Origin of the sequence: Luteimonas terrae (assembly GCF_004358165.1) — a bacterium.
Lineage (GTDB): Bacteria > Pseudomonadota > Gammaproteobacteria > Xanthomonadales > Xanthomonadaceae > Luteimonas > Luteimonas terrae.
In genome coordinates this window covers 62,358-87,234 of sequence record NZ_SMTG01000006.1, presented here as the reverse complement: position 1 = coordinate 87,234, position 24,877 = coordinate 62,358, and the positions used below count along the sequence as shown (strand labels likewise).

The window sequence follows — 24,877 nt, the reverse complement described above, 5'->3', positions numbered from 1 at the left end:
CCATGGTCCGCATCGCACACGAGGTGCTGCCGCAGGAGCGCCAGCAGAAGATCCTCGAGCGCCTGCAGCGGGACGGCCGCGTGGTCGCCAATGAACTCGCGGCCGCGTTCGGCGTGTCGGAGGATTCGGTGCGCCGCGATCTGCGCGACATGGCGGCCGCCGGCCTGTGCCGGCGTGTCTATGGCGGCGCGTTGCTGCCGACCCCGGACTTCCCGCCGCTCGTCGAGCGCGCCGCGCGTCCGGACGCGCAGCGCACTGCACTGGCGCGCCATGCCGCCGGACTCGTACGCAACGGGCAGTCGGTGCTGCTGGACGCGGGGTCGACCAATATCGAGATCGCCCGCGCGCTCGCCGGCCGGCAGGTCCGTGTCATCACCAACGCGCCTGCCGTGGCGGCCGTGCTCGCCGGCGATGCGTCGGTCGAACTGGTGGTGATCGGCGGGCGCATCGCACCGGGCGGCGGCGCGATCGGTGCCGTCGCGATCGGGCAACTCGCCGCGTGGCAGGCCGACGTCTGCGTGCCCGGCACCTGCGCGGTCGAACCCGATACCGGCGCCTGGGGCCTCGATGCCGAGGAAGTCGCCTTCAAGCAGGCGATGGTCGCCGCCAGCGACATGACGATCGTCGTCGCCACCGACGACAAGGTCGGCGCGCGCGGGCACTGCCATCTGCTCGCGATGGACGCCATCGACCATCTGGTGCTCGGTGACCGGCTCGATGCGGACCTCGTCGCGCGCTTCGACACCGGCGCCACGCGGGTGCATCGCGTCGCATCGGCCTGATCCGCTGCCTGCCTCCTACCGGACACCGCCATGAACTTCCCGAGCGCGCGCTTCCAGCAGCACGCCACCCGCACCGCGTTCTTCATTCCTGGCTTCATCATCGCCAGCTGGGCGCCACTGGTGCCATTCGCGAAGACGCGCATCGGCCTCGACGACGGCATGCTCGGCGTGCTCCTGTTGTGCCTGGGTCTGGGTTCGATCGTGGCGATGCCGCTGTCGGGCATCCTCGCCGCGCGCCTCGGCTGCCGCGCGGTGATGCTGGCGACCGCCGCGCTGATGCTGCTCGCGTTGCCCGTGCTGACCGTCGCCTCGACGCCGGTCTCGCTCGGCCTGGTGCTGTTCGTGTTCGGCGCGGCGATCGGCGCGATGGACTGCGTGATGAACATCCAGGCGGTCGCGGTGGAGCGGGATGCCGACCGGCCGATGATGTCCGGCTTCCACGCGTTCTACAGCATCGGCAGCCTGGTCGGCGCGACCTGCGTGACACTGTTGCTGACTGCCGGGACAAGTGCGTTTGCGGCAACGCTCGCCGCGGTCGGCATCGCGCTGGCGCTGGTCGTGGCGGTTGCGCGTGCATGGCGTACCGATCGCGCGCCGCAGGACGCGCCGAGCTTCGCGTTGCCGCGCGGCATCGTCATCGCGATCGGCATCGTCTGCTTCGTTTCGTTTCTCACCGAAGGTTCGATGCTCGACTGGAGCGCGGTGTTCCTGCACGAAGTGCGCGGTGTCGGATTGCAGCACGCCGGCTGGGGCTTCGTCGCCTTCAATCTCGCGATGACGCTGGCGCGCCTCGTCGGGGACGCGGTCATCGCGAAGATCGGGCGCGCGACCGCCGTGCTCGCCGGTGGCCTGATCGCGGGCGCCGGCCTGCTGCTGGCGACGCTGGTGCCGGTGTTCGGCGTCGCGTTGCTCGGCTATGCGCTGGTCGGCATCGGCTGCGCCAACATCGTGCCGGTGATGTTCACCCTGGCCGGTCGCCAGACCGCGATGCCGGAGAGCGTCGCGATTCCCGCGGTGACGACGATGGGCTACGCCGGCGTGCTCGCCGGTCCGGCGCTGATCGGATTTCTGGCGCAGGGCTGGTCGTTGCCGGCAGCCTTCGTGCTGGTCGCGATCGCGCTGGTGGCAGTGGCCGTGCTGGGCAGGCGCTTGACGCGCGTCTGAGTCGAGCGATTTTTGCGTGCTCGTCTTGACGCATGCCATCACGGGCCTTTGAAGCCCTCCCCCGCGCGCGGGGGAGGGTTGGGTGGGGGCGAACCGTCAGACCACGCGAAGTTGCAACTCGAGCGCCAGGCCTTCGGGCCATCCGATTTTGCTTCGATCTGACTCTTTGCCCCCATCCCAGCCTTCCCCCGCAAGCGGGGGAAGGGGGCGAGCACTGGCGGCGTTCGCGTGCAAGGCGTCGAGTCGTTTGTGCGCACCCATCAACTTTTCTTGCGCACCCTCGGCTTCGCACGCGGTTTCGCCCCGACCGGCAGCGCCGTCTCCTTGCCGGTCAGCACGCCCGCGTCCTGCAGGGTTTCCAGCCACGACAGCGTGTCGACGTAGGACAGGAAGTGCTGCAGATATCCGGGCGACAGGCCGCCCATCAGCGTCAGCGAACGATGGGCGAGGGCCGCGGAGTTCAGCGGACCGGCGCCGGTCGGCGCCTGCGCCAGCGATTTGCGGACCTGGGTGCGCGTACGCAACGTCGACCACAGCCGCCGGAAATCGTCGACGGCGGGCAGTTCGGGATAGGCCGCGTCGTCGCGCGCGCGCGCCGTCATGTCGTCGGCGAGCACACCGAGATCCCCGCGTGCACGCGCCATGGTGTGCGTGTCATCGGCCTCCGCGATCTCGTGTGCGTACGCCTCGACCAGCGCCGACAGCTTCGCTTCGAGCTGACGGCGCGCGTCGCCATCGCGCTGCGCTGCACGCGCATGAAGCGCGGCGATGCGATGGAAGCGCAGCGGTGCGACGCGGTCGGCGCCCTGCGTGCGCCATCCGTCGATCACCTGCGCGATGGCGTCGAGCTCAGGGGGCATCGGTCTGGGCTGCGGCCTGCTGCCGCGGCACCGGGGCCATCTCGACGCGCCGGTTCTGCGCGCGGCCTTCGGCATCGTCGTTGGAGCGCACCGGCTGCTGCGCGCCGAAGGCGGCGGCAAACACCGACTCGGCCGGCACCCCGTCGCCGATCAACGCACGGGTCACGTTGAGCGCGCGCTGGGCCGACAGCTCCCAGTTGTCCGAGAACCGGTTGCCGTCGCGCACGAGACGGTCGTCGGTGAAACCGCTGACCATCAGGATCTCGTCGCGCGAGGCCAGGTATTCGGTCAGTGGACCGGCGAGGCTGCGCAGCAGGTCGCGGCCCTCGGGCTGCAACTGGTCCGATGCGTCGGCGAACAACACGCTGCCGCGGATGCCGATGCGGCCGTCGACCAGGGTGATGCGCCCCGCGGCAAGCGGTGCGGCCAGCGCCTGTTCCAGCGTCTGGCGACGCTGGGTCTCGGCCTCGCGCTGGGCGATCTCCGCGTCCAGCTTGAGTTCCAGCTGCAGCTGCACGCCGATCACGCCGACCAGGATCAGCACGAACGCGCCCAGCAGCACCGACATCAGGTCGCCGAACGCGGCCCAGATCGGCGCGCTCGACTCGTGATCGCCTTCCAGCTCGACGCTCATGCGGACGCGGCGCGCGTCACGCCGAGCTGCTGCAGGTCCTCGATGATCTGCTTCTGCGCCAGCACGCTGAGATCGACGACCTCACGCGCCTGCGCCACGTAGTAGGCGAGCTGCTCGTCGCTGCGCGCCAACGATTTTTCCAGCGCGTCTTCGATGCCGGCCAGACGCGCGGCCAGTGCGTCGTTGGATTCGCCGAACACCGTGACCGCCGCGCCGAAGGCCTCGCCGAGGCTGGCGACTTCGGCCGCGCCGACGCTGAGCGTCGTCGCCACGCCATCGAGCTTGCCGGTCTCGGCTTCGATGTGGTCGGTGAAGCGCGTGCCCACGCGTTCGAGCAGATCGGCCGAGGTCGCGACCAGTGCGTCGATCGCCGCGCGCTGTTCGGTCGAGGCGTGGTTCACCGCGCTGAGCAAGGTGTCGAGCGTCGACAGCATCTGCGTGCGCTCTTCGAGCATCGCGGTGTCGCGGACCATGCTTTCCGACAGCGACTGCCGCAGTTCGGCGATGACTTCGGCAGCCGCGCGCGGCGCTTCCGACGCGGTGTCGACGAGGCGCGAGATCTCGGCGATGGTCGCGCTGGCATGGGCCTGGGTCTGCGCGGCGATGGTGTCGGCGGTGTGCGCCAGCGTTTCGCCGATCGCCTGCTGCTGGCGGGTAGTCTCGGCGCCGGCCTGCGCCCAGTCCTCGCGCAGGGCAGCCGACATCGCGGCGAGGCTGTCGGTCCACGCCGACAGGCGCTGCGCGTCCTGCGCCGCGAGCGCGGTCTGCAGCTCGCCGTGCGAGGCGTCGATGGTCTTGAGCAGCGAGGCCGAATGCATTTCGAAGGTCGCCGCGGCAGCGTTCAGCGCCTGCTCGTGACGCGCGCTCATTGCCTCGTTGCGATCGGCCTGCTGCAACAGCGCCGCGTTCCAGGCTTCGGACACGTCGCCGACCGTCGCCTCGAGGCGCGTGCCGACACCGTCGACCAGCGCGGTCGCACGCGTCTCGAAGTGCATGCCGATGCCGTCCAGCGCCGTGCGCAGATCGGCAGTCAGCGCGGCATGCGCGGCCTGTTGCGCGTCGAGCGCCTGCTGCCAGCGTTCCGCGACGGCGGCGGTCGAGGCATCGAAGCCGGTGGTCAGCGCCTGCAGCTGCGTGTCGACTGCATCGCGCACGGTGTCGTGCAGCGCGCTGCTGCGTTCGGCCGCGGTATCGAGACGCGCGACCACGGTGTCGAGCAGACCGCTCGCGCGTTGTTCGAACGTGGTGTTGAAGCCGTCGAGTGCGCCGCGCAGATCGCGCGCCAGCGTTTCGTTGGAGGCGGTCTGGCCGTCGAGTGCGGCCTGCCAGCGCGCGGCGACGGTCGCGGTCGAGGTCTCGAAGCCGCTCGACAGCGTCTGCAACTGGCGCTCGACCGCATCGCGCACGGTGGTCTGCAGCGCGGCGGTTTCCTGCGACAGCGCGGCCATCGTGGTCTCGAACACCGGCTGCAGCGCCGCGGTCGCGGCGCGCGCGCTCTCGGCGACGCTGGTCTGCAGGGCGCGCTCGACCGATGCGGCGAGCTGCGTGTAGACCGCTTCGGTACGGTCGTGGAAGGCGCTCTGGCTGGCGGCTTGGCGCTCACCCGACGCGGCGCTCTGCTGCTCGATCGTCGCCATCATCGCGCCGAGGCGATCGACCAGCGCCGGCATCACCTCGGTCTGCTGCCGCAGCAGGCGCAAGGTCTCGGCGCGCTGGTGCGCCTGCGAATGCACGTGCAGCGTGGTCGCACTGGCGGCATCGAGCCCTTGCACGGTGCGCGCGCGCTCGCGACGCAGCAGGGCCGAGGCCAGACCCAGCATCGCCGAGGTCGCGATGCCCGCGATCGAGGTGCCGAAGGCGAAGCCCAGGCCCTTGACCGGCACCGCCAGCGAATCGCGGATCGCCTGCAGGTCGGTCGCCGTTTCCAGCGCCATGCCGGTGCCGCGCAGCATCACCATCATGCCCAGCAGCGTGCCCAGCATGCCCAGTAGCACCAGCATGCCGACCAGATACGGCGTCAGCGCAGGCACCGGCAGCGCGACGCGCTCGCCTTCCACGCGCAGGCGCACGGCGGTGCGCAGGCTGGGATCGAGCGTGTCGAGCCAAGGACCAAGCGAGTCGGGCCGCGTCGACAGGCCATCGACTGCAGCGGCCAGCGACGCCGTGGCGCGGCGATAGCGCAGCAGTTCCAGGCCGCCGACGACGTAGCAGGCGCCGATCAGCAGGGTGACGGCCAGCGCCAGCGTGTTGTTGCCGAAGTAGCCGATGGCGATCCACGCCACCACGGCCAGACCGAGGGCGAAGACAGCAGCGGGAACGAGGGCGATGGTGCGGTTGCTTGAGGACATGGGCACTGCGTCAGTGGGTGCGAAGCGCTGCGAGCAGCCCTTCGACCGGTTGGAAACGGACATCCAGCTCGGCGATCAGCACGCCCTGCATGTCCCTGCGAAAACCATCGAGCCAGGCCGCGGACGGATCCGTGGCCGCATCGCCTGCGGCGGCGCGCAGCCGCTCGAAATGCGTTTCGAGCAGCGCCGGCACCGCGCCCAGCAGCGCGTGTTCGCGCGGGCTCAGCGCGCCTTCCATCACCGCGTCGACCTCGGCCAGCCGCGCCATGTCGGCCGACTGCTGCGCCAGCCGCTCGCGCAGCTCGCCCCGCAACCGGCCGGTCGCCGCCTGCATCGAGCGCTGCAGGGTGATGTGGCGCTGGCGGAACGGGGCGAAGTCGATCGCGACCGCCGGCCTGCCTGCCTCTGCGTCCGGCGTAGCGGGCTGCGGCTGCGGTGCAGTGAGTTCGGGCGCGGCGGCGATCGCCGCCAGCAAGGTCGACCGGGCCCGCGCGCAGGCCTCGGCGTCGTCCCGATCAGGCACTTGCGCGTCCGGTTCAGCCTCGGCGCCCTTGGCGTCCAGCACCTTCGACAACACCACGGCCCGCGTCCAGTCGATCCACTGACTCAGCCGCTCGGCCGGCGTCGTGCCGCCCTGCGGCAGCGCATCGTCGGTCAGGCGGGCCAGCAGCCGGACGAAGGTCGGGCCGTGGAAGGCGGGGCGGAGTGGGGCGTCCAAGGGCGAAGCGCGCAAAAGACGGCGATTTTACAGTGCAACGGACAGCCGGGGTTCCGGCGCACTGTCCGGCTGCCCTTGCGGCCACGCCAGCGCCCGCGCCTTTGCCGAGGCTGCGGGCGAGGGCGAGCGCTCGGGCGCCGCCCGTGCGGCTGTCCCGCGCTCAGCCCTGTTCCGCCCCGCGATGCACCCACCGGTACAGCACCGGCAACACCAGCAGGGTCAGCAGCGTCGACGACACGATGCCGCCGATGACGACCGTTGCCAGTGGTCGCTGCACTTCCGCGCCGGCGCCGACGTTGAAGGCCATCGGCACGAAGCCCAGCGAGGCGACCAGCGCGGTCATCAGCACCGGGCGCAGGCGGCCGAGTGCGCCGTCGACGATCGCGCTACGCAGGTCGGCGCCTTCCTCGCGCAGCGTGCGGATGAAGCTCAGCATCACCAGACCGTTGAGCACCGCGACGCCCGACAGCGCGATGAAGCCCACGCCCGCCGAGATCGACAGTGGAATGCCGCGCGCGGCGAGTGCGAGCACGCCGCCGGTCAACGCCAGCGGCACGCCGCTGAAGACGACCAGCGCATCGCGCAGCGAACCGAAGGCCATGAACAGCAGCGACAGGATCACCAGCAGGGTCAGCGGCACGACCAGCGACAGGCGCCGGACGGCCGACTGCAACTGCTCGAACGTGCCGCCGTAGGTGATCCAGTAGCCGGTCGGCAGCGTCACCGACGCCGCCACTGCGGTCTCCAGTTCGTCGACGAAACTGCCGAGGTCGCGGCCGCGCACGTTGGCGGTGACGACGATGCGGCGCTTGCCGTTCTCGCGGGCGATCTGGTTCGGTCCGAGCTGCGTGCCGATCGTCGCGACTTCGCGCAGCGGCACCGTGCGTGGCACGCCGCTGGCCCAGGTGCCGCTGCGTCCGGACTCGTCGCCGCTCGCATCGATGCCGAGCGGCACTGGCAGATCGGCGAGTGCCGCCGGATCGCCGCGCATCGATTCGGGCAGGCGCACGACGATGTCGAAACGCCGGTCGCCTTCGAACAGTTGTCCGGCCGTCTCGCCACCGATTGCCGCGGCCACCAAGCGCTGCACGTCGCCGGGGTTGAGTCCGTAACGGGCCATCGCCCGCGGGTCGGGTGCGATCTCCAGCAGTGGCAGGCCGTCGACCGCTTCCACGCGCACGTCGGCCGCGCCGTCGATGCCCTGCAGCACGCGCTCGACCTCGCCGGCGAGTGCCTGCAGTTGCGCCAGATCGTCGCCCTGGATCTTCACCGCCACATCGCTGCGCACGCCGGAGATCAGCTCGTTGAAGCGCATCTGGATCGGCTGGGTGAACTCGTAGTTGTTGCCGGGCATGGTCTCGGCGACCGCTTCGAGTTCGGCGACCAGGGCGGCGCGCGTCTTGCGCGGATCGGGCCAGTCGGTGCGCGGGTGCAGGATCACGAAGGTGTCGGCGACCGATGGCGGCATCGGGTCGTTGGCGACCTCGGACGTGCCGATGCGCGAGAACACGTGCGCGACTTCCGGCGCGGTCAGCAGGCGCCGTTCGAGCGCGCGCTGCATCGCCACCGACTGTTCGACGCCGGTCCCGGGAATGCGCATCGCGTGCAGGGCGATGTCGCCTTCATCGAGGCTGGGAATGAACTCGCTGCCCATGCGCGTCGCCAGCCAGCCGCAGGCCAGCACCAGCATCAGCGCACCGCCGACCAGCCAGCCGCCGTGACGCAATGCCCAGTCGAGTGCCGGTGCATAGCCGCGACGCGCGGCGCGCATCACCCGGTTGTCGTGCTCGGCCACGCGACCGCGCAACAGCAACGCGATGCTCGCCGGCACGAAGGTCAGCGACAGTAGCATCGCGCCGGTCAACGCCAGCACCACGGTGATCGCCATCGGGTGGAACATCTTGCCTTCCACGCCTTCGAGCGCGAACACGGGCAGATAGACCGCCGCGATGATGCCCAGGCCGAACAGGCTGGGACGGATCACTTCCGCGCTCGCCGATGCGGCGACGGCATGGCGTTCCTGCGTGTCGAGCAGGCGCCCGAGCCGCTGCTGCGCTTCGCCGAAACGACGCAGGCAGTTCTCGACGATGATCACCGCGCCATCGACGATCAGGCCGAAGTCGAGCGCGCCCATGCTCATCAGGTTGCCGGACACGCCGCCCTGGCGCATGCCGATCACGGTGAACAGCATCGTCAGCGGAATCACCAGTGCGGTCAGCAGCGCGGCGCGCACGTTGCCCAGCAGCAGGAACAGCACCACGATCACCAGCAGCGCGCCTTCGATCAGGTTCTTCGCCACGGTGCGGATGGTGCGGTCGACCAGTGCGGTGCGGTCGTAGACCGCGGTCGCGCGCACGCCTTCGGGCAGGCTGGCATTGGCGGTGTCCAAGCGCGCGGCCACGGCCTGCGCGACGGTGCGGCTGTTCTCGCCGACCAGCATGAAGACCGTGCCGAGCACGACCTCCTCGCCGTCCTGCGTGGCCGCGCCGGTGCGCAGTTCGCGTCCTTCGCCGACCGTCGCGACGTCGTGCACGTGGATCGGCACGCCATCGCGCCGCGCCAGCACGATGTTGCCGATCGCCTCGAGGTCGGCGACCTGCCCGGGCACACGCACCAGCAGTTGCTGGCCATTACGCTCGATGTAACCGGCGCCGACGTTGCGCGTGTTGCTGGCGACGGCGGTGACGACATCCTCGAAGCTGAAGTCGAGCGCGACCAGCATCGCCGGGTCCGGCGTGATGTGCAGCTGCCGCGCGAAACCCCCGATAGTGTTGACCTCGGTGACGCCGGGTACGGTGCGCAACTGCGGCCGCAGCACCCAGTCCTGCAGTGTGCGCAGGTCGGTCGCGGTGTAGGGCGTGCCGTCGGGCTTGCGTGCATCGGGCGCGGCTTCGACCGTGTACATGAAGATCTCGCCCAGACCGGTCGCGGCCGGTCCGAGCGAGGCGTCCACATCGTCCGGCAACTGGCCGCGGATCTGCTGCACGCGCTCGGCGACCTGCTGCCGCGCGAAGTACAGATCGGTGCCGTCCTCGAACACCACGGTGACCTGCGACAGCCCGTAGGCCGACAGCGAGCGCGTGTAGTCGAGACGCGGCAGACCGGCGAGCGCGGTCTCGATCGGGAAGGTCACGCGCTGCTCGGTTTCCAGCGGCGAGTAGCCGGGTGCGGCGGTGTTGATCTGTACCTGGACGTTGGTGATGTCGGGGGTGGCGTCGATCGGGAGCTTGGTGAAGCTCCAGCCGCCGATGGCGATCAGCATCAATGTGGCAGCGAGGACGAGCCAGCGGTGACGGATGGAGAGGTGGATGAGGGACTCAAGCATGGGGGCGGGCCCCGCTTGTGGTCAGTCGGGATTTCCACGCACACCATCCGCCCACGGCCCCGTCATTCCGGCGAAAGCCGGAATCCATTTTGACGTTGGCTGTACTGCGTGAAGACTGGCTTGGGCTAGATCGCCGCGAGAATGGATTCCAGCGTTCGCTGGAATGACGGTAGAAGGAGATCGCGCAACACGGCTGTTCAATGCGCATGTTCCGCCCCCGCCTTCTCCAGATCCGCCTTCACCGTGTAGCTCTGTTCCACCACCACGTCCTCGCCGACGCGAATGCCCCCCGTGATCTCGACCTGCCGCGCATCGCGCCGGCCCAGCGTCACCACTCGCTTCTCGTAGCGCTCGCCCTCGCGCACGAACACCACGTCGGCGCCGTCCATCTGCTGCAAGGCCGTCAGCGGCACGACCAGATCGGCCGGTTGCGTCGACACGGTGACCATCGCGCGCACGGCGGAACCGGGGCGCCATTTCCCGTCGGCGTTGTCGAGCGTCGCGCGGGCGATCGTGCTCTGGCTCGCGGTCGCAGTGCCGGGCAACACGCGGTCGATGCGCGTGTCCGCGGTCGCGCCGTCGCCGAGCCGGGTGATCGTCACCGGCGAACCCGCGGCGAGATGTTCGGCATCGCGGCCGAACACGTGCAGGTCCACCCACAGCTTCGACAGGTCGGCGAGTTCGTACAACACCACACCTTCGGCGGCGCTTTCGCCGACCGACGCATTGCGCGCGAGCACGGTGCCGGCGATCGGTGCGGTGACGGTGTAGCTCGACAGGCTCAGGTTGCTGTCGATCGTCGCGAGCACTTGGCCGGCACGCACGCGGTCGCCGACTTCGGCATGCAGGCGGCGCACGGGACCGGGGAAGCGTGCGGTGACGCGGGCATTGCCGGTTTCCAGTGTCGTCAGCAGGCCCTGCACTTCGTGCTGGTCGGCGATGGTGCCAGCGGCCGCGGGCGCGACGCGGATGCCGACTTCTTCGGCGACGTCGGCCGGGATGACCGTGGCCTCGTCGCCGTGGTCGTCGTGTTCGCCGGCGTCGGCATGACCGTCTTCGCCATGCCCGGCATCGGCGTGATCATCATGTCCGTGCGCCGCGTCGGCGGATGCGGGCGTGGACGCGGGATCGCTGCAGGCTGCCAGCAGCAGGGCGAGCACCATCGGTGCGGTGATACGGAAAGCGAACGTCCTCATGGGGCGTCTCCGGAATCCGGGGTGGACGTCGCAGGCGCGACCACGAGTGACTGGCCGGTCAGGCGCTGCAGTTCGATCAGGGCGATCTGCGCGGCCTGCGCGGCGTCGAGTTGCTGGCGCAGCGCATCGCTGCGTGCGTCCTGCAGTTGCGACCATTCGAGGTAGGACACCGCACCGGCGCGCCAGGCGCGCTCACTTGCACTTGCGGCACGCGCGAGGCGTGGCAACACGTCGCGTTGCAGCAGCGCGACTTCGGCCTGCGCGACGCGATATCGACCATGCGCTTCGGCCAGCGTCGCCTGCAGCGTGCGGTCGCCGGCTTCGCGTTCGATCGACACCAGCGCGAGTTCCGCGGCCGCGGCGCGAATGGCGGGCTGGGCGCGTGCGCGGCTGCCGATCGGCACGGTGAAGCCGCCGACCAGCGAGGTGTCGCCGTTCTCGCGCTGGTGACGGATGCCGGCCGACCAGCCGATGTCGGGCGTGGCATCGCTGCGGGCGAGCTGCAGTCGCGCCTCGGCGATGCGTTCGCGGTCGTTGAACTGCAGCAGCTCCGGCGACTGCGCGAGCAGCGTGCGCAGTCGGGCGAAATCGGCGATGTGGGGCAACGCCAGCGGATCGCCTTCAACGATCTCGAACGCGGCCTCGGGGTCTCCCCACAGCATCGCGAGGCTGCGACGTGCGCTGTCGATTTCCATGCCCGCTCGCGCGACCTCGAGTTCGGCCTGCGCCTGCGCCGCCTGCGCGGTCAGTACGACCGCCTCGGATGAAGCGCCGGCAGAGAAGCGCTGGCGCGCGGCGTCGACGAAGCGCGTGCGCTGCGCGACATCGGTACGCGCGATGGCCTGTCGCCGCGTCGCGACGACGATGTCCAGATGTCGACGTGCGGTCTCGGCCAGCAGATCGATGCGCGCCGCTTCGCGCTGCGGTGCCAATGCATCGATGCGACGTTGCGCGAGGGCGCGACGCGCATCGAGCTTGCCGCCGCGTTCGAACACGCCGGCCAGCGACAGCGTCGTCTCAACGCTACGCGTGCCCGCGTCGAGGCCGAGGTTCTCGATCTCGACACCGGCTTCCAGCGCGGGCCGCAGCAGCGCGGCTTCGCGTTCGGCATCAAGGACGTCGCGCTGGCCATCGAACAGGCGCAGCGCGGGATGGGCATCGGCAACGCGCGCGAACGCGTCATCGAGCGTCAACGCAGGGGAATCCGTGCGCACGGGCACGGGCGCCGTCTGCGCGTGCACGAAGCACGGCGCAGCGGCGAGGGCGGCCAGGGCCGCCAATCGCAACAACATGGAGTGTCTCCGGTTTCGGAATGACGGAACGCCGGCCTCAGGCCGGCACTGGCGTCATGCGGAAATCGGAGGCCGCAGCAGGGAATCGGGCGCGCGCAGTGGCGCGGCGTCGATCGCACGGGTGTCGGGGTGCACGGCCGGTGTCGCCGCGATGGGCGCGGCCAGCGGCGGCAGGCCCGGCGTGTGCGCGCCGCAGGTGGCGCAGTGTGCGACCGCGTGCAGCAGGTCACCGCCGTCGTCGTGGGCATCTGCCGCATGGTCGTGCTGCTCGGCGGTCTCGCCGTGCGCAGCCTCGTAGGTGTTGCCCATCGCGACCAGCACCGGCGCCACCACCAGGCCCAGCACCAGCAGCGCCAGCATCAGCGGGCGCGACCAGAACGAGCGGGCGGGACGACGGACCATCGCGTCAGGGTAGTGGCCCCGTGACGCGTTACACAATTCCAGCACGTCGTTGCGCCCAGGGCGGCCGCTCCACGCGCGTTCCGCGTTGGACCTGTGGAGCGCATGCAGCGCGTACTTCGAGGGCATTCCGATGCGTCAACGACATATCCGTCTGGCCGTGCTTCTCTGCATGACCGTGGTCTGTTTACCGGCAGCATCTGCACCGCCCGACACCGCGCGCAAACCGGCCCGCGTGTCGCCGATCGCCTGCCGCAAGACATCCGACCGGTCACGCTGCTATGCGCGCAGCCGTTCGAGAACCGCGGCACGTTCGAGCTGCCAGCTGACACCAGCGGAGGCGGTGCGTCATCGGATTTCGTGCCGGCGGATCGCTATCTGGAAATCCGCGAAGTCCGCGCGTCGCTGCGTGGGCCAGGCCTGCGCGCCGGCGATCTCGCAGCGCGCGTATCCGGTGCCGATGGCTGGTACGAGATGCGCCGGGTGGACGACGAGATCGTCTGGACCGCGGGCGTCGATGGCCCGCTCTACGCCGATCGCGGCACTCGGATCAAGTTCGTCGCGTATCGGGACGGCACCGCACAGGCGATCACCGGCGACTACCTGTTCCGCGGGTGTCTCGTCGAGAGCGTGCCGCGGCGTGTGACCCGGCCCGATCTGGACGTGCCGCGCTTGCCGAAGAAACGACTCACGCCGCGCGAGCCGGTGGAGAGGGTGCCGCTGCAGCGGCCGGTAGTGCGTCCGCGCGGTTGAGAGCTGCGAGGCTTCACCGAAGATCCGCGCACTCCACGTTTCGTTATCCCGGCGAAAGCCGGGATCCAGCGACTTGAGGTGTCGTTCCGTCGAGTCGCTGTGCGCAAGACACTGGATCCCGGCTTTCGCCGGGATGACGGGGAAGAGATGTGCCGTTATCGAAGGTGATCCAAAAGCGCAGGCGCCGCTTGAACGAGGACGCGGCCGGGCAACGCTCAGCGCTCCGCGCGCAACCGCTCCAGCACGCCGTCGAGCGCTTCGAGGTTGCCGTAGTGGATCACCAGCCGGCCCTTGTTGCCGCGGCCGTTGGCGATCGACACGCGCGTGCCCAGCGTCTCCGACAGTTCGTTCTCCAGCGAGACGATGTCGGCCTGCGGGCGGGCCTTGGTCTTCGAGGCGGTGCGGCCGTTCGCGTTCGGCACGCGGCCGGCAGCAAACTGCTGGGCGCGGTGCTCGACTTCGCGCACCGACCAGCCGTGTTCGACCGCGTCGCTGGCGAGCTTGCTGGCGAGCTCCGGCGACAGCGTCAGCAGGGCGCGGGCATGGCCCATTTCCAGCTGCTTCGATTCGACGAGGATGCGGATCGCCGGCGGCAGTTCCAGCAGGCGCAGCAGGTTGGACACCGCGGCACGCGAACGGCCGACGGCTTCGGCGGCCTGCGCATGGGTCAGGTCGAATTCGTCGATCAGGCGCTGCAGCGCCTGCGCTTCTTCCAGCGGATTGAGGTCTTCGCGCTGGATGTTCTCGATCAGCGCCATCGCGACGACCGTGCGGTCCTCGACGTTGCGCACGACGGCCGGCACTTCGGCCAGACCCGCCTGCTTGGACGCGCGCCATCGGCGTTCGCCGGCGATGATCTCGAAGGTGCGGTCGGGGCGCTCGCGCACCACGATCGGCTGGATCACGCCCTGCGCGCGGATCGACTCGGCAAGCTCGGTGAGCTTGTCCTCGTCCCAGTGCTTGCGCGGCTGGTACTTGCCGGCGGTCAGCGCGTCGATCGGCAGCACCCGCAGCGTGTCCTGTTCGGTCGCCTCCAGGCTCGGCGGCGCCTCGGCGGCGGCCTTGGGTCCGAGCAGTGCCTCGAGCCCACGGCCCAGGCCGCGCTTCTTGGCTGGCGTCTTCGCAGCGGTCATGCCGGGGTCTCCGTGGCGGGTGCGTCCTGGGTGGTGCGGGTGGCGTCGCGTTCGCGCTGGCGGCGGATCACTTCGCCGGCGAGGCCGAGATAGGCGATGGCGCCGCGCGAGCCCTTGTCGTAGCCGACGATGCTCTGGCCGTGGCTGGGCGCCTCGGCCACACGCACGTTGCGCGGCACGATGGTGCGGAACACCTTGTCGCCGAAATGGTTGGTCAGCTCGGCCGACACCGCGTTGGCGAGGTTGTTACGCACATCGAACATGGTGCGCAGCACGCCCTCGACCTCGAGCTTCGGATTGTGCGTCTGCGTGAGCGCATCGATCGTGCGCAGCAGCGCCGACAGGCCTTCGAGTGCGTAGTACTCGCACTGCATCGGTACCAGCACCGAATCGGCTGCGGTCAGCGCGTTGAGCGTGAGCAGCGACAGCGCCGGCGGGCAGTCGATCAGGATGAAGTCGTAACGCGCGCGCAGCGGATCGAGCGCGGTGCGCAGGCGCTGTTCGCGGCCTTCGGCGCCCATCAGTTCGAGTTCGGCCGCGGTCAGATCGGTGTTGCCGGGAATCAGGTCGACGCCTTCCTCGGTCTGCACGATGGCATCGCCGCCTTCCACCTCGCCCAGCAGCACGTCGCAGCTGGTGACCGGCACGGCGTCCTTGTCGATGCCGCAGCCCATCGTCGCGTTGCCCTGCGAGTCGAGATCGACCAGCAGGACGCGCTTGGGCGTGCGCGCGAGCGCCGCGGCCAGGTTCACGGCCGTTGTCGTCTTTCCGACGCCGCCCTTCTGGTTGGCGATGGCGATGATGCGGGCCATGGGCTCCGTGCACGGTTCAGGAAGGGAGCCGGACACCGCGTGGGCGGCGGCCGGACCGGGGATTATGCCCCCCAAGCGCGGCCGGGCGTAACCGGACCGATCATCCGCCGGACACGGATGCGCCGGCACTGGGGCTGATCCGGGGTGTGACCGGGAAGACCGCTTCAGACGCGGGCGACGACGACCAGATGGCGTTCGGCGTCCAGGCCCGGCACCGACAGCGGCGTGACCGATTCGAGTTGCCAGCCCGCGGGCAGGGCGGCGATCTCGTCGACCGGATCGACGCCCTTCATCGCCAGCAGCCTGCCGCCGTCGGCCCTGGGCAGATGCCCGCCGAAATGCAGGATGTCGGGCAGGGTGGCGAGCGCCCGTGCGGTGATCGCGTCGAAGGCGCCGGGGCGGTCGACGGCCTCGATGCGCGACTCGGCGACTTCGGCGTTGGTCAGCTTCAGCTGCCGGATCGCCTCGCGCATGAAGCGCGCCTTCTTGCCGTTCGACTCGACCAGCGTGACGTGCAGGCCGGGCACGGCGATCGCCAGCGGAATGCCGGGCAGGCCGGGGCCGGTGCCCAGATCGGCCAGCGTGGCCAGGCCATCGACGTGCGGGACCATCGCCAGCGAATCGAGCAGATGGCGCACGACCATCTCGCGCGGATCGCGCACGGCGGTCAGGTTGTAGGTGCCGTTCCAGCGCAGCAGCAGGGCGAGGTAGGCCAGCAGCGGTTCGGCGAGATCGGTGGACAGGCTGAGGGTACGCAAGCCGGCTTCGAGTTCGGTGCGCAGGGCGGCGTCGATGGGGGTGTTCATGGGGGCATTGTAGAAGCCGGGAGGCGCGCCACGAAAAACCGTCCGATTGTCACGGCGTGCCGCATCGCATGATGGCAGCCCGCGCCTTTCCAGCGCCGATCCTTCCGTCTCGAAAATGGGTCCCAGCTTTCGCTGGGACGACGGTAGTGAGATTGCTCGTCGTCCCAGCGGAAGCTGGGACCCAACTTGATCTTGCCTCTCGCGTGTCGTCCCGGAGCGTCAGCTCAGGCCCGCCACGCCAGCGTCGCCAGATACCCCGGCAACGGCACGAACGCCTGCAACGTCCAGTCGCCCGGCCCGCCGAGTTCCGCATCGCAATCGACCAGCGCCCAGTCGTCGCCACGCGCCTCGAACCGCAACCGGTCCAGTCCGAACGACAGGCCGTGCCCGTGCGCCTTCAGCACCGCTTCCTTGGCGCACCACAGCCGCACGAAGGCGGTTTCGGCCAGCGCCGGCGGCAGGGCGGCGAGCGCAGTGGCCTCGTCGGCGGTGAAGAAGCGCTGCGCCAACGCCATCGCCTGCGGCCGTGGTCGCATCCACTCGATGTCCACACCCACCGCCACGCCATCGCCCAGCGCGACCAGCAGCGCGTCGCCGCTGTGGCTCCAGTTGGCGTCGAGACCCGGGCGGCCGGGCACCCGCAACTGCGGGCGGCCGCGGGCATCGCGGTCGAGACTGAAGGCATCGGTGCCAAGCGTGTCGGCAAGCCAGGGACGCACCAGGGCTTCGGCGGATTGGCCGCGCCGGTAATCGCGCCACGCGCAATGCACCGGGCCGGCGCGCAGGCTGTGTGTTTCGCTGAACATCCGCACTTGGCATCCCGCAGGGCGTCCAGCGTAAGCTAAACCGCTGTTCCGCGGGCTTTCGCTGCGCGCGGGACGTCTTCTCCGGAGTGGCAGCACGATGTCGGCAGTGGTACTGGAACAGGGCGCGCAACTCGGCGGCAGGCCGGATACGGCAGGTGTATCGCGTGCGCTGGTCGCTGGCGATGGCGCGCGAACGATCGCCTTCGGTCCCGATGGCGCGGTGACGCTGTCGACCTTCCTCGGCCACGTGCGTGGTGTCGCCGCGCTGCTGCCCGACGCGCCGTTCGCACTGAACCTGTGCGAGGACCGCTACCGCTTCCTCGTCGCGTTCTGCGCGGTTGCGATGCGCGGCCAGACCACGCTGTTGCCGCCGTCGCGCACGCGCGGCGCGATCGACGACGTGCGAAGCCGTCATCCGCACAGCTATTGCATCGGCGATCTCGACGATTGCGGCTGCCCCGGAGCGCACGCGCTCACGCACGCGCCCGCACCGCCGCATTACGTGCGACTGCCCGACGCGCTGCCGACCGAAGCGGGCGACACGCCGCAGATCGCGCTCGATGCGCTGGTCGCGATCGGCTTCACGTCCGGCAGCACTGGCGTGCCGGGCGCCAACCCCAAGCCGTGGGCGACCTTCCACGCGGGCACGCTGCAGAACCTCGCCATGCTTGCCGACCTGCACGGCGACGCGACCCTGCCGGTCGTTGCGACCGTGCCGCCGCAGCACATGTACGGCATGGAGATGTCGGTGCTGCTGCCGATGCTCGGCAATGTCGCCGTGCATGGCGGCCGCCCGTTCTTTCCCGGCGACATCGCCGACGCGCTGCGTGATGCGCCGCGTCCGGCGCTGCTGGTGACCACGCCGGTGCACCTGCGTTCGCTGGTCGAGTCCGGCATCGAACTGCCGCCGATTGCCGCGATCGCCACCGCGACCGCACCGCTGACGCGCGAACTGGCTGCGGCGGCCGAGGCGCGCTTCGGCTGCGAGGTGCGCGAGCTGTTCGGTTCGACCGAGACCCTGATCTTCGCCCGTCGCCGTACCGCGCGCGATGCGGCATGGGCACCCTACGCGGGCGTGCGCCTGCAGCCGGTGCCCGACGGCACCCTGGTCCATGCGCCGCATCTGGCCGAGCCGCGTTTGCTCGCCGATCTGGTCGAGCTCGACGAGACCGGCGGCTTCGTGCTGCGCGGGCGGCAGGCCGACATGATCGAGATCGCCGGCAAGCGCGCCTCGCTGGGCGATCTGACCCGGCGCCTGCTTGCCATCGACGGCGTGCGCGATGGCGTGGTGCTGCAATCGGCGGTCGCCGATGCCTACGGGGTGCGTCGCATCGAGGCGGTCGTCGTCGCCGACGACGCGCTCACCGATGCCGCGTTGCTCGACGCGCTGCGCGAAAGCCAGGATCCGGTGTTCCTGCCGCGCCGCCTGCGCCGGGTCGACGCGCTGCCGCGCAACGAGACCGGCAAGCTGCCGCGCGCCGCACTCGACGCGCTGCTCGCCGGCACCTGACGCGCGCTCAGTCGCGCAGTTCGACCCAGGCCGGTGCGTGGTCGCTGGGGCGGTCCCAGGTGCGCGGCTCGCGATCGACGCCGGAGGCGACCGCCGCGTCGCGCAGTGCATCGGACACCAGCGTCAGGTCGATGCGCAGGCCCAGATCGCGGCGGAAGCCGGCCTGCCGGTAATCCCACCAGCTGAAGATGCCGCCCTGTTCGTGGTGCAGGCGGAAGGCGTCGTGCAGGCCCAGGCCGAGCAGACCGCGCAGCGCATCGCGCTCGGCGGTCGAGGTCAGGATGTGGCCGTCGTTCCAGACCGCCGGGTCGTGCACGTCGCGGTCGTCGGGGGCGATGTTGAAATCGCCCAGCACCACGAGCTTCGGATGCGCGGCGAGTTCGCGCGCCACCCATTCGTGCACCGCGGCCAGCCAGCGCAGCTTGTAGGCGTACTTGTCCGTGCCGACGTCCTGCCCGTTGACCACGTAGAGGTTGATGACGCGCACGCCGTCGATGGTCGCGGCGATGACGCGCTTCTGTTCGTCCTCGAAGCCGGGAATGCCGACCTGCACGTCGGCGATCGCGCGGTCACGCGCCAGCAGGGCGACGCCGTTGTAGGTCTTCTGCCCGGAGAACACGCTGCGATAGCCCAGCGCGGCGAGGGCGGAATCGGGAAACCTGGCGTCTTCGAGCTTGGTTTCCTGGATGCCGACCACGTCGGGTTGCGCGTCGCGCAACCACTGTTCGAGGTGCGGCAGGCGGACGTTGAGCGAGTTGACGTTCCAGCTGGCGATTTTCATCCGGCGATTCTAGCGTCCGCACCGCCGCCGGTCGCGCGCATGCGCAGGGTGGCGACGGTGCCGCCTTCGGGCGCGGCGCGGATGTCGAGCGCCCAGCCGAGGTGTTCGCAGACCCGTGCGATCAGCTCCAGACCGATGCCGTCGCCGGTCGGCACGCCGGTGCGCGCCATGCGCGAATAGATCGCGCTGATCTGTTCGGGCGACATGCCGTGGCCGGGGTCGCGGATCACCACCGTCGCATCGGCCTGCAGCACCACCTCGATGCGACCGTCGTCGCTGTGTTCGATCGCATTGCGCAACAGGTTGCCGACCGTCGCGCGCACCACGCCGGGCGGCGCGAGGATCGTGCACGCGGGCGGTGCGTCGAGCGCGATGTCGAGCGCCTTGTCGCGGGTGAGGTGGCGATGGTCGTCGATGATCGCCGGCAACAGCGCGGACAGGTCCACCGGTTGCCCGGTCTGCAGGAGCCTGGCCGGATCCTTCGCCAGCGCGAGCAGCAGCGCGATCATGCGGTCCATGTCGTCGGCGGTGCGCAGGATGCGCTGCAGCTGGTGCGCGGTCGTCGCGGGCACGTCGGCCGGGGCCAGCGCGAGCTCGGCCGCGCCCGCCATCACCGCCACCGGCGTGCGCAGTTCGTGGCTGGCGGTGTGGATGAAGTCGCGCTCGCGTTCGACGAAGCGTTCGTTGCGCTGCAGGTAGTCGTTGAGCGCGCTGGCGATGACCAGCAACTCCGAACTCGCCCGCGGTTCGGGCACCAGACGCTGGCCGGCGCGGTCTGGCGAGAGCGCGGCGATGTCGTCGGCGAGCGTGGTCAGCGGCCGCAACGCGCGGCCCAGGCCGATCGCCATCAGCGTGCCCATCAGCAGCACCAGCGCGACCGAGGAGCCGAGGATGAAGAGCGTGAGCCGGTCTTCCTCGCGTTCCATCTCGGTGATGTCGAGGGTCAGCACGTGCCGCACGCCATCGACGTGATCGACCAGCACCAGGATCTCGGTGCCGTCCTGCAGCTCGACCTCGTCGTGGATGCCGTCCGGCAGCGCGCGCGTTTCCGGCGGCGCATCGGCATCGCCGGCGTACAGGCGCAGGCTGTCCGAATCGCTCCAGCGGTAGGTCGGGTCCGTGGCGCGCCGCTCGAGGTGATGGGTGAACTCGGTGCGCAGCATCGAATCCCACAGCAGGCGCTCGGCGTACTCGTTGACCAGAAAGCCGTGCAGCGACACGCCCGCCGCCAGCAGCAGCGCGTAGGCCGCCAGCCAGTAGAGGATGCGGCGACGCAGGCTGTGCGGTCGGCTCACGCAACCGACTCCGCGCCGGCCGGCGCGACCAGGCGGTAGCCATAGCGGGGCAGGGTGTGGATGAGCTTGGTCTCGAACGGACCGTCGACGCTGCGGCGCAGTTCGTAGACGTGCGAGCGCAGCATGTCGCCGTCGGGCGGCGCATCGCCCCACAGCGCGTGTTCGAGCTGCTGGCGTTCCACCGCGGCCGGGCTGGCGAGCATCAGCACTTCGAGCAGCTTGCGCCCGGCCGGATAGAGGTGCAGCACCTGGCCGCCGCGGCTCGCCTCCAGCGTGTCCAGATCGAGCCGCAGATCGTGCACCTGCAGGGTGCGCGGCGTGCGACGGCCACGCGCGCGGGCGAGCACGGCCTCGAGCCGCACTTCGAGTTCCGGCAACGCGAACGGCTTGGTCAGATAGTCGTCGGCGCCGGCGCGGAATCCGGCGATCTTGTCGGGCAGTTCGTCGCGGGCGGTGAGCATGATCACCGGCGTGTCGATCGCGTGTTCGCGCAGGCGCTGCAGCAGCGCCCGGCCGTCGAGGCGCGGCAGCATCCAGTCGAGGATGATGGCGTCGTAGGGCTGGGTCACCGCCAGATGCAGGCCGACGATGCCGTCGGGCGCGGCGTCCATCTCGTGGCCGCGCGGTTCAAAGTAGTCGAACAGGTTGCCGACCAGGTTGCGGTTGTCTTCCACCACCAGCAGTCGCATCCGGCCTCCGCGTCGCCTCGACTCCCTGACGCTGCGGATGATACGGCGCCCGCCGCGCGGGTTCCGACAGTTCTCCGACATCTTTCCCACCGCGGTCCGACATGGCACCGCCGACGCTGGCATCGCCGCGCTGCGCGGTGCACGGAATCGACGATGCGGACTCTGCAGGCTGCGCTGGCGCGACTGGGCCCGGTACTGGGCATGTGCATGCTCGGGCTGGTGGTGCTCTGCGCCTCGCGTCTGGGCCTGTCGCTGTGGCATCACGCCGAGGTGTCGGACGTCGACGGCTGGGCGCCGGTGCTGCTGCAGGGGCTGCGCGTCGACATCGCCAGCCTGTGCCTGCTGTTCGGTCCGCTGGCCGCGTTGCTGTTGCTGGTGCCGGCACGCGCGCTGGCAGGGCGCGGCGTGCGGCGCGTGGCGATCGTCTGGCTGGCCGCGGCGATGACCCTGCTGGTGTGGCTGGAACTGGTCACGCCCGGCTTCATGCACGAGTACGGGCTGCGGCCCAACCGCCTGTTCGTCGAGTACCTGGTGTATCCGCGCGAAGTGCTGGCGATGCTGCTCGAGGGCAGGCTGGTCGAATGCATCGCGGTGCTGGTGCTGACCGCGCTGGCGGCCTGGGGCACGACCCGCCTGGCGCGCCGCTGGTGGCCGTCGGTGCTCGGCACGGAGATCGCGTTGCCTTGGCGGGTCCTGCTCGTGATCGTGATCCTGCTGGGCGCCGCGCTCGGCGTGCGCTCGACGCTGGGCCACCGGCCGATGAACCCGGCGATGCTGGCCTTCAGCCACAACCCGACCGTCAACGTGCTGCCCTTGAACTCGTTCTACTCGCTGGCATTCGCGCTGCACGGCTGGGCGCGCCACGAGGAAACCGCGCAGGCGCTGTACGGCACACTGCCCGATGCCGACGTGGTCGCCGCCGTGCGCCGCGGCACCGGCCTGCCGGCGTCCGCGTTCACCGACCCGCACCAGCCGACGCGCGCCGCACGCGTGCCGACGTGGCAGGGCAAGCCGAAGAATCTGGTCATCGTGCTCGAGGAAAGCCTCGGCGCGCAGTTCATCGGCAGCCTCGGTGGACGTCCGTTGTCGCCCGAGTACGACCGGCTCAGCACGCAGGGCTGGGCGTTCGAGCGGCTCTATGCGACGGGCACGCGCTCGGTGCGCGGCATCGAGGCCGTCGTCGCCGGTTTCGCGCCGACGCCGGCCGAGGCGGTGGTCAAGCGTGACCGCAGCCAGCAGGGCTTCTTCACCCTGGCGCAGGTGCTACGCGCGCACGGCTACGACACCACGTTCTACTACGGCGGCGAAAGCCACTTCGACAACATGCGCGGCTTCTTCCTCGGCAACGGCTTCGGCCGCATCGTCGAGCAGCGCGACTATCGCCATCCGGCGTTCGTCGGGTCCTGGGGCGTGTCCGACGAGGATCTGTTCACCCGTGCCGATGCCGAATTCGCGCGCCTGCATGCAGCCGGCACACCGTTCTTCGGTTTCGTGTTCACCTCCAGCAACCACGACCCCTTCGAGTTTCCCGAGGGCCGCATCACGCCGGTGGAGCAGCCGCTGCAGACGCGCGACAACGCGGCCAGGTACGCCGACCATGCGCTGGGCGGCTTCTTCGATCGCGCCATGGCCAGCGACTACTGGAAGGACACGGTGTTCCTCGTCGTCGCCGACCACGACTCGCGCGTGTTCGGGCGCGACCTGGTGCCGATCGACAATTTCCACATTCCCGGATTGATCCTCGGCGCCGGCATCGCGCCGCGTCGCGATGCCCGCCTCGCCAGCCAGATCGACCTGGGGCCGACGCTGCTGTCGCTGATCGGCATCGGCGACGCGACCCCGATGACCGGCCGCGACCTGTCCGACGCGGCGATGCGGCTGCCGGGCCGGGCGCTGATGCAATACGACCGCAACTTCGCCTGGCTGCAGGGCGACGACGTCGTGGTGCTGCAGCCCGACAAGCCGCCCGCGCAGTACCGCTACACGCCCGGCACGCCGCTCGAGCCGGCGCCGCTCTCGCCGCTGCTGGCGCGCGAGGCGCATGCGCAGGCGCTGTGGGGATCGCTGGCCTACGAACGCGGGTGGTACCAGTCCGCGCCAGTGCGCTGACCAAGCGCCGCGCGTCAGCGCGCGAGCAGATCCACCAGCTTCGCGATGCGGGCGTACGGCGGCCGCAACCAGTCGGTCACCGCGATGCGCGACTGCCACAGCACCGGCAGCGCCTTGGTCATCGCGTCGAAACCTGCGCGGCCGTGATACGCGCCCATGCCGCTGGGGCCGACGCCGCCGAAGGGCAGGCGGTTCGCGGCGAAGTGCAGCAGCGTGTCGTTGACGGTGACGCCGCCGGGCACGATGCGGGCCAGGACGGCTTCCGCCTGCGCGCGTTCGCCGAAGGGGTACAGCGCCAGCGGGCGTTCGCGTGCTTCGACGAAGGCGATGGCCGCGTCCAGCGAACGGTAGGCGATCACCGGCAGGATCGGGCCGAAGATTTCCTCGCGCATCACCGCGGCATCGTCGTCGGGGTCGACCACGACGGTCGGCGCGAGTGCACGCGCTCCGGAGACCTCGTCGAGCAGCGGCAGCACGGTCAGCCCGCGCGCGCGCGCATCGTCGAGCAGACCGGTCAGCCGCGCGTGCTGCGCGTCGCTGACGATGTGGGTGTAGTCGGCGGCGCGCACGCCGGCATCGGCATAGCGGCCGCGCACCTCGTAGCGCAGGGCTTCAACGAGGGCGTCGCGGCGCGCGGCATCCACCAGCACGTAATCGGGCGCGATGCAGGTCTGGCCGGCGTTGAACAGCTTGCCGGTGACCAGCCGCGCGGCGGCCTTGTCGAGCGGATAGTCCGGACACACGATGGCCGGCGACTTGCCGCCCAGTTCCAGCGTCAGCGGCGTGAGGTTCGGCGCTGCCGCGGCCATGACCTTGCGGCCCACGGCGGTCGAACCGGTGAACACCAGATGGTCGAACGGCAGGCCGGCGAACGCGGCGCCGACATCGGCATCGCCGAGGGCGACGGCGACGCGCCCGGGCGGAAACACCTCGGCCAGCAGTTCGCGCAGGAAGGCGCTGCTGCGCGGCGTGTGTTCGGAGGGTTTGAGATACACGTGGTTGCCGGCCGCGATCGCGGTCGCCAGCGGAATCAGCGCCAGGTTGACCGGATAGTTCCACGGCGCGATGACGCCGACCACGCCCAGCGGCACGTGCCGCACTTCCGCGCGCGCCGGCCACAGCCGCCAGCCGGCGCCGACGCGGCGTGGGCGCATCCAGCCGCGCAGGTGACGGCGCAGCGCGTCGATCTCGCTCAGCACGGTCATGCCGTCGGCGATCAACGACTCCGGCCGCGCGCGATGGCCGAAGTCGGCGGAGATCGCATCGGCCATGTCGCCGAGCCGGCGCGCGAACACGGCGCGCAGGCGGGCGAGATCGTCGCGCCGCTGCGCGGCATCGGGACGCCGGTCGCGCCACGCCGCGCGCAGGGCGTCGAGCGTGGGCTGCAGATCGGCGAGCGGCGTCGCGGCGGCGGGGGCAGGGGCGTCCATCGCCGCAGTGTAGCGCCGCCATCGCGCCATTCCGG

General features: G+C 70.4%; 21 protein-coding genes. 5 read left to right on the top strand and 16 right to left on the bottom strand.

Features of this window, described 5'->3' with window-relative positions; genetic code table 11:
- Positions 1–2: 2 nt before the first annotated feature.
- Both E2F49_RS13970 and E2F49_RS13965 read left to right on the top strand, forming a co-directional pair.
- Positions 3–782 carry a DeoR/GlpR family DNA-binding transcription regulator gene (locus E2F49_RS13970; protein WP_133394448.1) on the top strand — a complete coding sequence of 260 codons (780 nt, stop codon included), beginning with the start codon at positions 3–5 and terminating at the stop codon, positions 780–782.
- Positions 783–812: 30 nt separating this feature from the next.
- Positions 813–1,946, top strand: coding sequence for an MFS transporter (locus E2F49_RS13965; protein WP_133394447.1), 1,134 nt, complete (start codon positions 813–815; stop codon positions 1,944–1,946).
- Between the two features lie 260 nt (positions 1,947–2,206).
- Here the strand turns inward: E2F49_RS13965 and E2F49_RS13960 are convergent, their stop codons facing one another.
- The 8 genes from E2F49_RS13960 to E2F49_RS13925 form a co-directional block, all read right to left on the bottom strand.
- A complete protein-coding gene (locus E2F49_RS13960) occupies positions 2,207–2,806 on the bottom strand; it encodes a DUF2894 domain-containing protein (RefSeq protein ID WP_133394446.1) in 600 nt (199 codons plus the stop codon).
- Positions 2,796–3,440 (bottom strand): OmpA family protein, encoded by a 645-nt coding sequence (locus tag E2F49_RS13955; protein WP_055250044.1) that lies wholly within the window; start codon positions 3,438–3,440, stop codon positions 2,796–2,798. The genes E2F49_RS13960 and E2F49_RS13955 overlap by 11 nt, the downstream gene beginning before the upstream one ends.
- Positions 3,437–5,788, bottom strand: a complete 2,352-nt coding sequence (locus E2F49_RS13950) for a DUF802 domain-containing protein (RefSeq protein WP_243713613.1) — start codon at positions 5,786–5,788, stop codon at positions 3,437–3,439. Before E2F49_RS13950 ends, E2F49_RS13955 begins: the two co-directional genes overlap by 4 nt.
- A gap of 10 nt (positions 5,789–5,798) precedes the next feature.
- A complete protein-coding gene (locus tag E2F49_RS13945; protein WP_133394444.1) occupies positions 5,799–6,506 on the bottom strand; it encodes a DUF3348 domain-containing protein in 708 nt (235 codons plus the stop codon).
- Between the two features lie 160 nt (positions 6,507–6,666).
- Positions 6,667–9,831, bottom strand: coding sequence for an efflux RND transporter permease subunit (locus E2F49_RS13940; RefSeq protein ID WP_133394443.1), 3,165 nt, complete (start codon positions 9,829–9,831; stop codon positions 6,667–6,669).
- A 197-nt stretch (positions 9,832–10,028) separates the two neighbouring features.
- Entirely contained in the window at positions 10,029–11,027 is a 999-nt protein-coding gene (locus E2F49_RS13935) for an efflux RND transporter periplasmic adaptor subunit (protein ID WP_133394442.1), read from the bottom strand.
- A complete protein-coding gene (locus E2F49_RS13930) occupies positions 11,024–12,319 on the bottom strand; it encodes a TolC family protein (protein ID WP_133394441.1) in 1,296 nt (431 codons plus the stop codon). The genes E2F49_RS13935 and E2F49_RS13930 overlap by 4 nt, the downstream gene beginning before the upstream one ends.
- Positions 12,320–12,373: 54 nt before the next feature.
- Positions 12,374–12,721: a DUF2946 family protein gene (locus E2F49_RS13925; RefSeq protein ID WP_055250032.1), complete on the bottom strand. Its 348-nt coding sequence runs from the start codon at positions 12,719–12,721 to the stop codon at positions 12,374–12,376.
- Positions 12,722–12,823: 102 nt separating this feature from the next.
- Here E2F49_RS13925 and E2F49_RS16450 point away from each other — a divergent pair, with 102 nt between their 5' ends.
- Positions 12,824–13,471, top strand: a complete 648-nt coding sequence (locus E2F49_RS16450) for a hypothetical protein (RefSeq protein WP_165971245.1) — start codon at positions 12,824–12,826, stop codon at positions 13,469–13,471.
- 215 nt (positions 13,472–13,686) lie between these two features.
- On the opposite strand, the gene E2F49_RS13915 is transcribed toward E2F49_RS16450, so the two are convergent.
- From E2F49_RS13915 to E2F49_RS13900, 4 genes are all read right to left on the bottom strand, one after another.
- Complete coding sequence (locus E2F49_RS13915; protein WP_055250027.1) at positions 13,687–14,604, bottom strand: ParB/RepB/Spo0J family partition protein; 918 nt, start codon at positions 14,602–14,604, stop codon at positions 13,687–13,689.
- Positions 14,601–15,416, bottom strand: coding sequence for a ParA family protein (locus tag E2F49_RS13910; RefSeq protein WP_133394439.1), 816 nt, complete (start codon positions 15,414–15,416; stop codon positions 14,601–14,603). Before E2F49_RS13910 ends, E2F49_RS13915 begins: the two co-directional genes overlap by 4 nt.
- 164 nt (positions 15,417–15,580) lie before the next feature.
- A complete protein-coding gene (rsmG, locus tag E2F49_RS13905) occupies positions 15,581–16,222 on the bottom strand; it encodes a 16S rRNA (guanine(527)-N(7))-methyltransferase RsmG (protein ID WP_133394438.1) in 642 nt (213 codons plus the stop codon).
- A gap of 224 nt (positions 16,223–16,446) precedes the next feature.
- Positions 16,447–17,028 carry a 4'-phosphopantetheinyl transferase family protein gene (locus E2F49_RS13900; protein ID WP_133394437.1) on the bottom strand — a complete coding sequence of 194 codons (582 nt, stop codon included), beginning with the start codon at positions 17,026–17,028 and terminating at the stop codon, positions 16,447–16,449.
- A gap of 97 nt (positions 17,029–17,125) precedes the next feature.
- Here E2F49_RS13900 and E2F49_RS13895 point away from each other — a divergent pair, with 97 nt between their 5' ends.
- On the top strand, positions 17,126–18,538 hold the full coding sequence (locus E2F49_RS13895; protein WP_133394436.1) for an AMP-binding protein: 1,413 nt from the start codon (positions 17,126–17,128) through the stop codon (positions 18,536–18,538).
- Positions 18,539–18,545: 7 nt separating this feature from the next.
- On the opposite strand, the gene xth is transcribed toward E2F49_RS13895, so the two are convergent.
- Genes xth through E2F49_RS13880 form a run of 3 tightly spaced genes read right to left on the bottom strand, consistent with a single transcriptional unit; the run spans position 18,546 to position 21,303 of the window.
- Entirely contained in the window at positions 18,546–19,319 is a 774-nt protein-coding gene (gene xth / locus E2F49_RS13890) for an exodeoxyribonuclease III (RefSeq protein WP_133394435.1), read from the bottom strand.
- The gene (locus E2F49_RS13885) at positions 19,316–20,614 is read right to left on the bottom strand and encodes a sensor histidine kinase (protein WP_243713612.1); all 1,299 of its coding nucleotides are present in this window, start codon (positions 20,612–20,614) and stop codon (positions 19,316–19,318) included. The genes xth and E2F49_RS13885 overlap by 4 nt, the downstream gene beginning before the upstream one ends.
- Positions 20,611–21,303: a response regulator transcription factor gene (locus tag E2F49_RS13880; protein ID WP_133394434.1), complete on the bottom strand. Its 693-nt coding sequence runs from the start codon at positions 21,301–21,303 to the stop codon at positions 20,611–20,613. Before E2F49_RS13880 ends, E2F49_RS13885 begins: the two co-directional genes overlap by 4 nt.
- A gap of 153 nt (positions 21,304–21,456) precedes the next feature.
- On the opposite strand from E2F49_RS13880, the gene E2F49_RS13875 reads away from it, so the two are divergent.
- Positions 21,457–23,412, top strand: a complete 1,956-nt coding sequence (locus tag E2F49_RS13875; RefSeq protein ID WP_133394433.1) for an LTA synthase family protein — start codon at positions 21,457–21,459, stop codon at positions 23,410–23,412.
- Positions 23,413–23,426: 14 nt separating this feature from the next.
- Here the strand turns inward: E2F49_RS13875 and E2F49_RS13870 are convergent, their stop codons facing one another.
- Positions 23,427–24,842: a coniferyl aldehyde dehydrogenase gene (locus E2F49_RS13870; RefSeq protein ID WP_133394432.1), complete on the bottom strand. Its 1,416-nt coding sequence runs from the start codon at positions 24,840–24,842 to the stop codon at positions 23,427–23,429.
- Positions 24,843–24,877 lie beyond the last annotated feature (35 nt).

Coding starts and splice junctions, on each gene's coding strand:
- E2F49_RS13965 (WP_133394447.1), top strand. CDS start 813: ATGAACTTCCCGAGCGCGCGCTTCCAGCAGCACGCCACCCGCACCGCG.
- E2F49_RS13955 (WP_055250044.1), bottom strand. CDS start 3,440: ATGAGCGTCGAGCTGGAAGGCGATCACGAGTCGAGCGCGCCGATCTGG.
- E2F49_RS13895 (WP_133394436.1), top strand. CDS start 17,126: ATGTCGGCAGTGGTACTGGAACAGGGCGCGCAACTCGGCGGCAGGCCG.
- E2F49_RS13875 (WP_133394433.1), top strand. CDS start 21,457: ATGCGGACTCTGCAGGCTGCGCTGGCGCGACTGGGCCCGGTACTGGGC.
- E2F49_RS13870 (WP_133394432.1), bottom strand. CDS start 24,842: ATGGACGCCCCTGCCCCCGCCGCCGCGACGCCGCTCGCCGATCTGCAG.
- xth (WP_133394435.1), bottom strand. CDS start 19,319: ATGAAAATCGCCAGCTGGAACGTCAACTCGCTCAACGTCCGCCTGCCG.
- E2F49_RS13970 (WP_133394448.1), top strand. CDS start 3: ATGGTCCGCATCGCACACGAGGTGCTGCCGCAGGAGCGCCAGCAGAAG.
- E2F49_RS13935 (WP_133394442.1), bottom strand. CDS start 11,027: ATGAGGACGTTCGCTTTCCGTATCACCGCACCGATGGTGCTCGCCCTG.
- E2F49_RS13925 (WP_055250032.1), bottom strand. CDS start 12,721: ATGGTCCGTCGTCCCGCCCGCTCGTTCTGGTCGCGCCCGCTGATGCTG.
- rsmG (WP_133394438.1), bottom strand. CDS start 16,222: ATGAACACCCCCATCGACGCCGCCCTGCGCACCGAACTCGAAGCCGGC.
- E2F49_RS13880 (WP_133394434.1), bottom strand. CDS start 21,303: ATGCGACTGCTGGTGGTGGAAGACAACCGCAACCTGGTCGGCAACCTG.
- E2F49_RS13960 (WP_133394446.1), bottom strand. CDS start 2,806: ATGCCCCCTGAGCTCGACGCCATCGCGCAGGTGATCGACGGATGGCGC.
- E2F49_RS13900 (WP_133394437.1), bottom strand. CDS start 17,028: ATGTTCAGCGAAACACACAGCCTGCGCGCCGGCCCGGTGCATTGCGCG.
- E2F49_RS16450 (WP_165971245.1), top strand. CDS start 12,824: ATGCAGCGCGTACTTCGAGGGCATTCCGATGCGTCAACGACATATCCG.
- E2F49_RS13940 (WP_133394443.1), bottom strand. CDS start 9,831: ATGCTTGAGTCCCTCATCCACCTCTCCATCCGTCACCGCTGGCTCGTC.
- E2F49_RS13910 (WP_133394439.1), bottom strand. CDS start 15,416: ATGGCCCGCATCATCGCCATCGCCAACCAGAAGGGCGGCGTCGGAAAG.
- E2F49_RS13950 (WP_243713613.1), bottom strand. CDS start 5,788: ATGTCCTCAAGCAACCGCACCATCGCCCTCGTTCCCGCTGCTGTCTTC.
- E2F49_RS13915 (WP_055250027.1), bottom strand. CDS start 14,604: ATGACCGCTGCGAAGACGCCAGCCAAGAAGCGCGGCCTGGGCCGTGGG.
- E2F49_RS13930 (WP_133394441.1), bottom strand. CDS start 12,319: ATGTTGTTGCGATTGGCGGCCCTGGCCGCCCTCGCCGCTGCGCCGTGC.